Annotated in this window: 9 protein-coding genes; 8 read left to right on the top strand and 1 reads right to left on the bottom strand. The window is 46.8% G+C overall.

The genetic code is table 11. The features are described from left to right. Positions 1-83 precede the first annotated feature (83 nt). The 3 genes from DC345_RS06900 to DC345_RS06890 all read left to right on the top strand — a co-directional run bounded on the left by DC345_RS06900 (position 84) and on the right by DC345_RS06890 (position 6,031). A complete protein-coding gene (locus DC345_RS06900) occupies positions 84-1,109 on the top strand; it encodes a LacI family DNA-binding transcriptional regulator (RefSeq protein WP_113052477.1) in 1,026 nt (341 codons plus the stop codon). A 255-nt stretch (positions 1,110-1,364) separates the two neighbouring features. After that, the gene (locus DC345_RS06895; RefSeq protein ID WP_113052476.1) at positions 1,365-3,914 is read left to right on the top strand and encodes a beta-mannosidase; all 2,550 of its coding nucleotides are present in this window, start codon (positions 1,365-1,367) and stop codon (positions 3,912-3,914) included. Between the two features lie 206 nt (positions 3,915-4,120). Then, complete coding sequence (locus tag DC345_RS06890; protein WP_113052475.1) at positions 4,121-6,031, top strand: AraC family transcriptional regulator; 1,911 nt, start codon at positions 4,121-4,123, stop codon at positions 6,029-6,031. A gap of 92 nt (positions 6,032-6,123) precedes the next feature. On the opposite strand, the gene DC345_RS06885 is transcribed toward DC345_RS06890, so the two are convergent. After that, positions 6,124-8,118 carry a beta-galactosidase gene (locus DC345_RS06885; protein ID WP_113052474.1) on the bottom strand — a complete coding sequence of 665 codons (1,995 nt, stop codon included), beginning with the start codon at positions 8,116-8,118 and terminating at the stop codon, positions 6,124-6,126. A 192-nt stretch (positions 8,119-8,310) separates the two neighbouring features. On the opposite strand from DC345_RS06885, the gene DC345_RS06880 reads away from it, so the two are divergent. The 5 genes from DC345_RS06880 to DC345_RS06860 all read left to right on the top strand — a co-directional run bounded on the left by DC345_RS06880 (position 8,311) and on the right by DC345_RS06860 (position 12,715). Beyond that, entirely contained in the window at positions 8,311-9,150 is an 840-nt protein-coding gene (locus DC345_RS06880) for an AraC family transcriptional regulator (RefSeq protein WP_181586516.1), read from the top strand. Between the two features lie 109 nt (positions 9,151-9,259). Then, positions 9,260-9,937, top strand: coding sequence for an SOS response-associated peptidase (locus tag DC345_RS06875; RefSeq protein WP_024632055.1), 678 nt, complete (start codon positions 9,260-9,262; stop codon positions 9,935-9,937). Between the two features lie 251 nt (positions 9,938-10,188). Then, positions 10,189-11,319 (top strand): NADH-dependent flavin oxidoreductase, encoded by a 1,131-nt coding sequence (locus tag DC345_RS06870; RefSeq protein WP_113052472.1) that lies wholly within the window; start codon positions 10,189-10,191, stop codon positions 11,317-11,319. Between the two features lie 150 nt (positions 11,320-11,469). Next, positions 11,470-12,237, top strand: coding sequence for a DeoR/GlpR family DNA-binding transcription regulator (locus DC345_RS06865; protein ID WP_113052471.1), 768 nt, complete (start codon positions 11,470-11,472; stop codon positions 12,235-12,237). Between the two features lie 19 nt (positions 12,238-12,256). Next, on the top strand, positions 12,257-12,715 hold the full coding sequence (locus DC345_RS06860) for an OsmC family protein (RefSeq protein WP_113052470.1): 459 nt from the start codon (positions 12,257-12,259) through the stop codon (positions 12,713-12,715). Positions 12,716-12,772: the final 57 nt, after the last annotated feature.

The following is a 12,772-nucleotide window of genomic DNA, read 5'->3' as shown; positions in this document are numbered from 1 at the left end:
CGAAAATTTTCATAACTTGTTTTGTTGAATCTCTCTTTTTATGCTACACTAAATGAAAAATAAAGGAAAAACGGGTGAGAAGGATGGCCAAAAGAGTAACCATGCAGCAAATTGCCGATGCTGCGGGGGTATCCAAATTCGCAGTCTCTCGTGCGTTGACCGGTAAACCTGGTGTCAGTGAACATACCCGGGAGATGATTGTCAGGACGGCAGGACAGCTCGGATATTTCAAAGCTGAACCGAAACGATATCTGGTGGAAAACCCTGCTGAACAGGAGATGAAGATAGATAGACAGGGGACTATTCTGATCTTGTTTCCTAACATTCGTTCGCAGAATCGTTCCTCCCTGTACTGGGGTCCTATCTTTGACGGAATATCTGCACGCTTGAATGAGAAGGGCATGGATATCCTAACCTTGACGGAACCTTCCTCGGATCGTATGTTTTCGGTGTTGAATCCCGAAGCCATCAGCGGAATTATTACCGTAGGTTCCATCTCCACATCCGTATTGCTTGAGATTTATCGACTGCACATTCCACTTGTGATGGTTGATCATGAAGACCCGGCAATTCATGGAGACACGATATTTACAGATAATATGAAATGCATGCAGGAACTGGTGCTGATGCTCGTTGGAAAGGGCTACAGACGGCTACAGTTTGCTGGTGAATTGCCTGATGCAGCCAGTTTCAGAGAGCGATGGCTCGGTTATCGTTCGGTATTGGAAGAGATGCAGCTGCAAGTTTCGCAGCAGGCAGAATTGCTGGGTCCTGATCTGGATCACATTCGAGAATCGATTGTCGCCATGAAGATGGAGGATATCCCAGAAGTGATGGTATGTGCCAACGACCACATGGCGGCTGTTGTGATTGGTGCACTCCAAAGCAGGGGCATTGAGGTGCCGGAGCGCTGTGCAGTAACCGGATTCGATAATACCCGTACAGAAGAGCCTATTCTTGCTACGGTGCATATCGATAAGGAGAATATGGGCAGACGTGCGGTGGACCAGTTATTGTGGCGTATGGAACATCCGGACGGGCCTTTTGAAAGAAAGCTGATCTATTCGGAATTAATTATTCGTGATGAGTTCAACGCTATTTTAACGTGAAGCTAATGAACGTGAATTTAGAAATGTTAATAATAACCCCGTCATTACACTATAAACTTGGGGTGAAAAGACATGGAGAGATCGGGCTTCATGTCTTTTTTTGTTATCTGATATGTTTTTTTAAATAATCCACAAAACAGATTGACTGAATTGAGTATAACGTGTTAATTTTGTTTTGTAAGTTATTTATTTTTATGATAACAAAGCCTAACAAAGTGTTTTTCTAAAACTACTTCAATGATAACGGAGGCTGTCATGAGCAAAATACAAACGCAGACTTTTCAGAATTGGACGTTCAAGGCTTGTGAGGAACAGGAATGGATGCCGGCTCACGTACCCGGCTGTGTGCATACGGATTTGCTGAAACTGGGTAAAATACCGGACCCTTTCTATGGAACTAACGAAAAGGAAATTCAATGGGTCGATAAGAAAGACTGGGAGTATCGCACGGAATTTGATGTGAATGAAGCATTGCTGTCCCAGCAGCATCTGGAGCTGGTCTTTGATGGTCTGGATACATATGCCGATGTTTACGTGAATGAACAACATGTGTTGTCGGCAGACAATATGTTCCGGGTGTGGACAGTCGATGTGAAATCTGTTGTAAAGGCAAGTGGCAACGTTCTCCGAATACGTTTTCGTTCGCCGATCAATGAAGATCTGCCGAAGTTGGAGAAGCTCGGATATGCTCTGCCTGCATCGAATGATCAATCTGACGTGGGGGGACTAGGGGACAAAAGAGTGAGTATTTTTGCACGGAAAGCCCCGTATCACTATGGTTGGGACTGGGGTCCACGTTTTGTAACCAGCGGAATCTGGCGTGAAGCACGCCTTGAAGGCTGGACGGACGTACGAATTAATGATGTATTCATTCAACAAAATGAAGTAACCGCTTCTTCCGCTTCCCTCACAGCAATCGTGGAAGTAGAGACTTCGCAATCCATAGAAGCAATCATTCGAATCGGAACGGATGAACAGAGCTGGGAGCAGGCAGTAACTCTGAAACCAGGCGTACAGACTGTGGAAGTTCCAATCTCTATTGTTGAGCCGAAGCTATGGTGGAGCCGTGGATTGGGTGACCCGCATATGTATTCTTTCCATACGGATGTGATTCAGGGCGAACAGGCTGTGGCCGAGTCCACAGTCAAAACGGGTATTCGTTCCATTCGTCTGGTTCGGGACAAAGATGAAGCGGGAGCATCCTTTTATTTTGAGTTAAACGGAGTTGCTGTTTTTGCCAAAGGGGCCAACCACATTCCCAACGACAGTTTCATAACAGAAGTGACACGTGAGCGCTATCTGCATGAGATTGTATCTGCTGCCGAGTCGAACATGAATATGCTCCGTGTATGGGGTGGTGGCTTCTATGAAGAAGACGTATTCTACGAGTTGTGTGACGAATATGGTTTGCTCGTATGGCAGGACTTTATGTTTGCTTGCAGCATGTATCCTGGAGACGAGGCTTTCCTGAACAGTGTGAAGCATGAGGCGATCGATAATGTGAAACGTCTGCGTAATCATCCAAGCATCGTGCTGTGGTGTGGTAATAACGAGATTGATTCAGCGTGGGCACATTACATTGAGGATGGCGGCTGGGGCTGGAAAAAAGATTACAACGCGGAGCAAAAAGAACGCATTTGGGCGGATTACGAAGCTATTTTCCATGATCTTTTGCCGGAAGTGGTTGAAGCCTATGCTCCTGGTGTGGATTATTGGCCTTCTTCACCACTGGTATCACTGTCGGGAGACGAGAAACAGCATGCTCACCCATCCACATCAGAAGGGGATATCCACTATTGGGGTGTGTGGCATAATGTGGAGCCCTTTGAGAACTACAACGTTCATGTTGGACGCTTCATGAGTGAGTATGGCTTCCAGTCCTTCCCTGAGTATGATTCGGTTCGCAAGTATGCGGAGGAAAAGGATCTGGCATTGGAGTCTGAAGTCATGCTGGCGCATCAGAAGAACGGAGCAGGTAATCGTCTGATCAAACAATACATGGATATGTACATGCATGAACCGAAGGATTTCCCATCCTTCCTCTATATGAGCCAAGTGCTTCAGGCTGAGGCGATGAAAACAGCCATTGAGGCCCACCGTCGTCGCAAACCGTTCTGTATGGGAACGCTCTACTGGCAGATGAACGACTGCTGGCCGGTGGCTTCATGGGCGGGGATGGATTACTTTGGACGCTGGAAAGCATTGCAATATTACGCGAAACGCAGCTTCAGCGATATCTTGGTATCGGTAGATGGTACCAAGGAAGATGTGACGGATATTTATCTAATCTCGGATCAGCTTGAACCTGTGAAAGGCAAACTCAAGGTACGCCTGATTGGCTTTGATGGCACAGTATATCGTGAGGAAGAGCATGAAGTCGCTCTGGCATCCAACTCTGGTCAACAGGTGCTGTCATTGAGCCAGGCGGAATGGCTGGAAGGCCGCGATGCTGCAACAACATTGCTGCGTATTGATCTGAAGCAGGATGGAGCAGCCGACATCGCACAGGAGCATTATTTTGCACCATCCAAGGACATTGCACTGCAACCCGCACAAATTAAAGTAACCGAAGTTACCGAGAATGATGGCGTGCATCTGGTTCTGGAAAGTGATGTGCTTGCAAAACAAGTATGGATTTCTACTGAGGCAGAAGGGGTGTTCTCGGACAATTTCTTCGACCTCATTCCTGGCATTCCGGTGAAGGTCAAGTTTACATCTAGAGAGGATATGCAAGTGTCTGATGGTGCTGTCTCCAAGGCGGGGGTCATCCAGGTTCGTTCCATGGCTGATTTTATCAAATTGTAATTATAGACGAAGCAGCAAAATCGTTGAGATCTCCCATAGGGGGATTTCGACGGTTTTTTGTTTTTTTATAAGCTCCAAAATGAAAACGGACTTCAAAGTTATAACCAACATTGCTATAATTGATAATCATTATCAATTATAGGTGGGTTCTTTGTCACAATTGTTGACCATTGGGCGTGTTCCATCGCTTAGGAAAGGGAGTCTATATGGGGATTCAGGAGGATATCAAGCTGTGGGATCAGGTTCAGGTACGCGTGCTTGATGTCCGTCTTATATCATTAACAACAAACGAAAATTTTCAAAATTATATCTTACCAACCAGTGCGTTTGTGTATGTGAATGGCAGGGGACAGATCTGGTTAGATAACGAAGTATGGTCTACAGGCAGATTTCTGTTAGTGCACGGAGGCAAAGGAAGGCGGATGGCGCTTGAAGCAACCGGAGTTATTGAGGCATATCTGATTTTCTATAAATCAACACTGCCCTCGAACGTTCTTCTGGACTACCGAATGATGCTGTTACAGAACAATCCCTTCGAGCGATCGTGGGGAATAGAGCCAGATAATACACTACAGTTGCATGAACTTGTTCAGAATATACATGATTGCTGGAATGGACAGGATCAACTGGGCAAAATTCAGGTGAAAGGGTACTTCTTTCAACTGATACAGCTTGTATTGAATCAGCAGATTCGGATGCAAAATGAAGGTGAGCAGCTCTCGTTAACGGATCAGGTTTTACGCTATATCACAACGCATTTTCGTGAATCGATCTCGCTTGATTCACTCGCTCAGTCTTTGAATTACAGCCCGCAATATGTGTCGCGCAAGTTCAAAGAACAGATTGGTGCTACGCCGACCGAATATTTGATCCGGTTAAGGATTGGAGAAGCAAGGGCTCTACTCTCTGCTACGGAGGCTTCATTACAAGAGATTGCAACGTATGTGGGTTATCCGGACCCCTTTTATTTTAATCGCATGTTCAAGAAAGAGATGGGAATTACACCAGGACAGTATCGTTTGAAGCAGCGAGAAGACATGAATAGAGTTTCAAAAAGTACAGTAAATGCAACAAATGAATCCATTGTATCGGAAGAAACAGAACGTTATCCTTTAATTGATGATGATAATCATTATCAATATAATGGAGATGAGGAAATCAACATGTTTAACCAATTAAGATCAGCCATCATGTCACTTGTGTTTGTACTTACATTAAGTGCTTGTGGAACAACCGGACAAGGGACAGGATCGCCGGAACCATCAACTGAAACCGAACAACCTGCAATTGCGGAAACGAAAACCGTAAATACCACCTTTGGAGAGGTAGAGATTCCTGCACATCCAGAGCGAGTCGCTGCAATTGATTATTTGGGAACAGTCCTTGCCCTTGGTGTCAAACCCATTGCTGGAGGACAATTTCTCATGAATAGCCCTTATCTGGAAGGGCATCTGGATGGACTTGAAACGATCGGTGATTCCATTGAACAGCTGATGGAGCTGGAACCAGATCTTATTATTACATTGAATCCGGACAAGGGGGCTTTTGAAAAATACAGCAAGATTGCACCTACCGTCTCTGTCGCATCCATTACATTCCCAACGTTGAAGGATGAGGTCAACTATTTTGGTGAAGTACTTGACAAAGAAGCTGAGGCGAAGCAATGGCTGGCGGAATTCGATCAAGAGATTGCTAAAATAAAACAGGAAGTGAAAGATGTCGTTCCGGCAGATACTACATTCTCCGTGATGCAAGAGTATGATCGCCAAGTATTTATATTTGGTAATCAATCGGGTCGTGGCGGGCGTAACATCTACGAGTTGCTTGGTCTGCAAGCACCTGCAGCCATACCTGCCGAGTTAATGCAAGGGGCGTATCATGAATTCTCAATTGAGCTGCTTTCCAAATACGCTGGGGATTATATTGTACTGACCAGTAAATCAAAGCTTAAAGATTTACAAGCAGACCCTGTCTGGGGTTCATTACCTGCTGTCAAAAATGGAAGAGTATACATATGGACGGAAGAGCAGTCCTGGTTCCGTGACCCGATTGCTCTCCTGAAACAGACACAGGATCTGGCTGAATGGATTATCAAAATGAATAAGCAAACACAATGAGTTAGCTGTTTCTGATAATTAACCTAAAGCCCGGGGCACTTAATGTGCATACCCGGGCCTTTTCATTTTTTTAGCTGCATAGAAGCTACTTGTTATTGTATCTCCAAGATCTCGATATCATAGGGGCCAAGTTCCAAATGAGTGCCTTTAATATTTCCGTCCAGTGCACTCTTATATGAGGATTGTAACGGAATGGAGACAGATTCAGGACTTAAGTTCAGGATAAAACGAAACGTTCCATTCGGTCCTGAGCGGGTTGTCACCTGGACACCGTCTGGCAGGGATTGAATCCCGGTCAGGCCGCATTGTTCAGCGATGGTTCGCAATAACTGGCTCAGATAAGCTTCATCCGGTTGGGTCGCCACATAATAGACAGTACCTTTACCCCAGTTGTTTTGGGTGACAGCCGCACTTTCGGCATAAAATTGATCCGCATAAACCGCAATCGGCTGTGCCGTGTCCAGCTCCAACACATCAGCCCATAGTGAGGCAGCATATGTGTTGCCCTTTTCATCCCGAATCTGAATTTGGTCATCACCGACGGGATCATATTCGGTTACACGTACGCCAGAGCAAGCAGATAACATACCTGGAAGTGGCGCCATGACACAGACGTTGTTATCGTTTTTGACACCGGTGCGATGCGTTAAGACCAATATGCCACCATCCGCTGCAAAAGCTTGCAGGCGTTCCGCGGTGTTCTCGTCCAGCAGATACAAGTGCGGAGCGATGATGATTTTGTAGCCATCGAGCGCTTCCGAGGAATGGATAACATCAGTACTGATTCCCCATTTGGTCAGGGCACGATGCCATACTTTTATATTTTCGTAGTACTCCAGTCCTTTCGCCTGTGGCTGAATTCGTAGAGCGTTTAGCTGATCGTGTGAATGCAGGATGGCGACTTCGTTCTGCAATGTAGAGCCTTGCAGGCGTTCACTCAGGCGGTTCACTTCGGTACACAGTTGCTGAAACTCCTTGAACCGTCGCCCTGGAACATTGCTGTGATCAATCAGTCCATGCCAGAACTGTTCTGCTCCTATAGTGGCACTGCGCCAGCGGAAATGCACGACAGCATCCGCTCCACGGGCAATAGTCTGCCATGAGTAAGCACGCAAGAAGCCGGGCTGGGGTGTACGCCACATTGGAAACCAGCAACCCGGAGGTCCGCTAAGCTGCTCCATAATCCAGAAATTGCGGCGTTTGATGCCTCGTGTCAGATCTAATGACAAAGCGCCACTATAAGGTGCGGTGTCCGTTTTGTTAGGTGAAGGGTTGGGATAGTAATCAAAAGAAGCGAAATCCAGATCCTGACCGATTTTATATTGATCTGCCTTTTGCGGATAACTGTGAAAATTATGAGTGACAAAATGATCGGGACAGTTATGCCGAATGATCTCGATTTGGATGCTTTGAAAAGCCACAATGGAATCCGACTGAAAACGGGAATAGTCCAGCAGGAACGAAGGATTCTGAAATGGAGAGCCGCCATAGGGTGGCGTCACCTGTTCCCAATCGCTGTATTCTCCACTCCAGACAACAGTACCCCAAGCCTGGTTGAGCTGCCCTAGTGTAATGTAACGGGCACGAACCCACTCGCGAAAAGCCTCTGAACAAGCATTACACTGGCAATCCGTGAAACTGAATTCATTATCAGTCTGCCATCCAATCACAGCCGGATGTCCTGCATATCGCTCGCTGAGCTTCTGAACAATTCGTGCACTGTACGTTCGCATGCTCGGACTGTTATAACACCGGTGGCCGCGGACTCCTTCATGGTATAACTGTCCACTTGCCAAGACTGGCAGAATATCAGGACACTTTTCAGTGAGCCAGCGTGGTGGTGTCATCGTTGGTGTACCGATCACCACCTGAAGCCCATTGCGATGAAGGATATCGAGCGCCTGATCAAGCCATGTCCAATCGAATTGTCCATCGGCAGGCTCCATTCGGCTCCAGGCAAATTCACCCACTCGTACAATACGTACACCACTATCGGCCATTAATCGGGCATCCTGCTCCCACAGATTAGGGTCCCAATGTTCAGGATAATAATCAACACCCATTTGAATAGGTCGGTTTTGGTTCATGTATGTTACTCTCCTTTGGTCTGGAACAAAATGATTTTCATGCACGCTCAAGCCAGTGCTTAATGACTCCACTATCATCATCTTGTGGATGAGCATCGAGTCTATTTCATTTTATAATGGATAATGATAGGGGAATATAATAACATGTTGCGATAGGGTATCATGATCTTGCTATTTTTGGAGGAAGAACACATGCGAAACCATTGGTTTATGCCGGAGCCCGGGTATGCAGGGTATACATGTTATCCGGTAGCCTACGGAAGATATCTCGATCCAGAGCACAGGGAATATCGTCCAAACGGAATACGGGAGTATAATTTGCATCTGGTTTTTAACGGACAGGGTGAAGTGAGAACCGAGCAGGGCAACGTCCGATTAACGGCTGGACAAGGTTTTCTATATGCGCCAGGACAAGCACAGCAGTATTATGCCGACCCATCTGATCCATGGGATATCAGATGGATTCATCTGCAAGCCCACGATCTGAAGCGGCTGCTGGGCTTGCGGAATCCGGATAAAGTGTGGCTCTTTTCATTCTCTGGAGAGGACCGTTTCGAGGAGCTGCATGAACAATTATGCCAGCTCGGTGAAGGTTATGAGAGTGTACATGAACCGAAGTTGTCGGCGGTACTGTATGAGTTGCTAGTTGAACTGGCACGGAATTCGGAGTCAATTGAAGGGACGTCATTACTGAACCATCAGGATACAATCCGCTCAACAGCCGATTATATTCGTCGTCACTGCACACAACCGCTAAGTCTTGCTGAAATGGCGGATACAGCAGGGTACAGCGTGTATTATTTTAATCGCATGTTCAAAAGTATCATGGGTGTTCCGCCCGGCAGGTATCTGCTGGAATGCCGCATTCTGGTATCGAAGAGAATGCTCGTAAACTCGGAACTATCCGTAAAACAAATTGCTTCCCAGTGCGGATTTACACACAGCAGTTATTTTATTCGCATGTTTCGAACGAATATCGGGATGACCCCGCAGCAATTCAGGCTTCTCTATAGCTCAGGCAGTGGGAAATAGGAAGATTTCACACGGTTACTGATGCTTTCTATGCAAGCATGCATAATTTCCCTGCTATTACAAACAATACAATCAAATCATTTCAAGCAGGGAAAGGAAGTGCCTGAGCATGTGTAACCGTTTTTCATTGGCAGCCGATTTGGATGAGGTCAGGGATCATTTTAAGATTGAACGGGTGATGTATTATTACAAAAACCGTTACAATATCAGCCCAACCCAGCACACACCGATTATTTTGCATCAGGATGGTGAGCGGGTATTGGACGAATTCCGATGGGGATTCATTCCGTTCTGGGGACGCGATGCAGTCAACGCCAACCTTATGACGGTACATGAGAATCCAGCCTATTACAAGCTGGTAGAGACGAAGCGTTGTGTTATCCCGTGCAATGGTTTGTATTACTGGCGTCAGGAAGGCAAGAAAAGCTATGCAGTGCGAGTGGTTATGCCGGATCGCGGATTATTTGGCATTGCCGGATTATACGAGGTCTGGAAAGATACCCGCAAACAGCCACTGCGTACCTGTACGATGCTGATGGCGGGGGCGAACATGGTTACACGGGAGTTTGGCAGCAAAATGCCGGCGATTTTGTCGGAAGAAGAGATTAATACCTGGCTGGATCCAGCGAACACACGCGTGACACAGCTGCTGCCGTTGTTGAAATCCTACAACAGTACAGAGATGAATCTGTATCCAGTTACTCCGATGGTAGCCAATGATGAGCATGACTGCTATGAATGCGTGGAAGAAATGGACCAGAAGCTGGCATATGTACGCAGTTTCTAAGCTAAGCAACCAGTTTTATGAGGCGGAGAGTCGTAGGACACTCCGCCTTTTTGGATTGAGACCGAAAAAACAAGTGTAATGGACAAAAGGCGGAAAGTGAATGGAGCATCGAGCCTTTAAGCATGGCATGGATAGGGGTGAAAAATGAAAAGTTGCAATGTGAGTGAAACGTAACTATAATCATTACAGTAAGTAAACGCATATATTCATATATCTATTAAAAGAGATATTTAAACAGGAGGGAACCACGAATGAATCCAAAGTATAGCCCAATGTTTGAACAAGTTTCATTGCCAAGCGGAATTACGCTGAAAAACCGGATCGTGCTCGCTCCAATGACTCATATGTCCTCGAATCCAGATGGTACTGTCTCAGAAGCTGAACTTGCTTATTATGCACGTCGTACCGGCGGTGCGGGTATGTCTGTTACAGCAGTAACTCATGTAACTCCGAATGGAATTGGTTTTCCGGCTCAATTTGGCAGTTATGACGATAGCTTTATTCCCGGTCTGAAACGTCTGGCCGATACGATTAAGCAGCAAGGTTCCAAAGCCGTACTGCAAATTTTCCATGCAGGTCGTCTGACACCAGAACAAGCGGTACCAGCGGGTCAAGTCGCTGCGCCAAGCGCTGTTGCCAGTGAGCGTCCGGGATCTCCTGTACCAAGAGAGTTGTCTGATGACGAAATTACGTCCATCATCAAGGACTTTGGGGAAGCAACCCGTCGTGCCATTGAAGCTGGCTTCGACGGTGTTGAGATTCATGGTGCAAACGGTTATCTGATTCAACAGTTCTTCTCTCCGCATTCCAACCGACGTGAGGATCGTTGGGGTGGAAGCATCGAGAAACGTCTCACATTCCCACTGGCTGTAGTGGATGAAGTCCGGAAGGCTGTAGCTACACATACGAAAATGCCGTTTATCGTTGGATACCGTTTCTCACCAGAAGAGCCGGAAACACCGGGATTGACCATGGAAGAGACATATGCACTGGTGGATGCGCTGAAAGATAAAAATCTGGATTACCTGCATGTATCCCTCAATGATTTCTGGTCCAAACCAAGACGAGGTGAAGCAGATACTCGCTCCAGAATTGAATTCATCCTTGACCGCGTGAATGGTAAACTGCCTGTGATTGGCGTAGGTGCCATCCATACCGCAGACGAGGCAGCCGAAGCTCTTCAAAGTGGTGTGCCACTGCTTGCGCTTGGCCGTGAGCTGATTATCGAACCTGATTGGGTTGAGAAAATCGAAAGTGGACGTGAGGAAGATATCGAGACGATTCTCACCAAATCGGATCAAGAACGTCTGGTTATCCCTGACGGTCTGTGGAATGCAATCATTCACACACCGGGCTGGTTCCCTATGGCTGACGATAAATAAGACACAATTTCATTCGAAATGGAGGGAGCGTAAGCTCCCTCTTTTTTGCACCCTCTGCGCTCTCGATGAAATTCTCCTTCCGGAGGCACTGTGGTATGATGGGATGAACAGGATTCATCTTGGATAATCAACAGTTTGGAGTGAATGAAGATGCTCGTGGCTGAACGTTATGAGAAAATTGTGGAATGGGTAGATGCGCAGGGAAGCATGCGCGTAACCGAGCTTAGTGAGCGCTGCGGTGTGACGGAAGAGACGATCCGTCGTGATCTGGACAAGCTGGAGCAAGCGGGAAGGCTCAGACGTTCCCATGGCGGGGCTGTCAGCGTAAAATATAAAGAAGAGGGGCAGTCGGAAATCCCTTATCCGGAGCGGGCTGTAACTCATGCGGAAGAGAAACGCAGAATTGCGGACGAAGCGGTGAAAATGGTAGAGCCTGGTGACCGGATAGCGCTGGATGCCAGTACAACGGCGTGGTATATGGCGGCAGGACTGCCAAACATACCACTCACCGTGTTGACCAACTCCATTAAGGTCGCAGCGGAGTTAAGTAACAAGGAACAGATCCGTGTAATTGCGACAGGTGGGCAGCTTGCTTCGAAGTCCCTATCGTTTGTAGGGCCGCTAGCTGAACGGTCGCTTGATGCTTATCATGTGGATAAAGTTTTCTTATCCTGCAAAGGAGTACATCTGACCAAGGGCATCAGTGAGTCGAATGAATTGCAGGCGCTGGTGAAACAGAAGATGATCAGCATAGCGGATGAAGTTATATTGCTGGCGGATTCGAGCAAGTTTGGTGTGCAGGCTTTTACAAGAGTGGCGGAACTCAGCAGTGTGGCAAAAGTAATAACTGATCTAGGCTTAGCTGAAGAACAGGTTAGTGTACTGAATGAACAGTCCATAACATGTGTCCGTGTCTAATTAGAAAGGAGTGAATATAATGAAACATCCTTTTCATCTGAAAGCTACTTGGAATGGTGGACGTAACAGCGAAGGGCATATTGATGCAGGCGGGTTAAAAACAGTCATTTCGATTCCGCAGGAGATGGGTGGCCCGGGTACTGGAACCAATCCGGATGAAATGCTGCTGGGTGCAGCATCTACCTGTTATCTGATTACGCTGGCAGCAATGCTGGAGCGATCGGATATTACACTTGATGCGCTGACGCTGGAGTCGGAAGCGACGGTGGATGTTACCAATAACGTATTTACGTACGAACGGATCATTCACAGACCTCGCATTGTACTCAAAGCGAATGCATCTGGTGCTGATATTACGAAGGCAGAGCGCCTGGCACATAAAGCAGAAGAGTCCTGCATGATCTCCAGAGCGGTAGCAGGAAACGTCGCCATCGAGACACATCCAGTGATTATAACAGCAGACGTTAACGCGGTATGATATACTGAAGAATAGGCGGTTTGAGCCGTCATTTGTGTAAGATAAGGGGAAGTTCGG

This window comes from Paenibacillus taichungensis (assembly GCF_003287275.1).
GTDB lineage: Bacteria > Bacillota > Bacilli > Paenibacillales > Paenibacillaceae > Paenibacillus > Paenibacillus taichungensis_A.
This window is presented reverse-complemented; position numbering and strand designations above follow the sequence as displayed.

Bases quoted from the DNA above. Each gene is read 5' to 3' on its own strand.
- DC345_RS06900 (WP_113052477.1), top strand. From the start codon at position 84: ATGGCCAAAAGAGTAACCATGCAGCAAATTGCCGATGCTGCGGGGGTA.
- DC345_RS06895 (WP_113052476.1), top strand. From the start codon at position 1,365: ATGAGCAAAATACAAACGCAGACTTTTCAGAATTGGACGTTCAAGGCT.
- DC345_RS06890 (WP_113052475.1), top strand. From the start codon at position 4,121: ATGGGGATTCAGGAGGATATCAAGCTGTGGGATCAGGTTCAGGTACGC.
- DC345_RS06885 (WP_113052474.1), bottom strand. From the start codon at position 8,118: ATGAACCAAAACCGACCTATTCAAATGGGTGTTGATTATTATCCTGAA.
- DC345_RS06880 (WP_181586516.1), top strand. From the start codon at position 8,311: ATGCGAAACCATTGGTTTATGCCGGAGCCCGGGTATGCAGGGTATACA.
- DC345_RS06875 (WP_024632055.1), top strand. From the start codon at position 9,260: ATGTGTAACCGTTTTTCATTGGCAGCCGATTTGGATGAGGTCAGGGAT.
- DC345_RS06870 (WP_113052472.1), top strand. From the start codon at position 10,189: ATGAATCCAAAGTATAGCCCAATGTTTGAACAAGTTTCATTGCCAAGC.
- DC345_RS06865 (WP_113052471.1), top strand. From the start codon at position 11,470: ATGCTCGTGGCTGAACGTTATGAGAAAATTGTGGAATGGGTAGATGCG.
- DC345_RS06860 (WP_113052470.1), top strand. From the start codon at position 12,257: ATGAAACATCCTTTTCATCTGAAAGCTACTTGGAATGGTGGACGTAAC.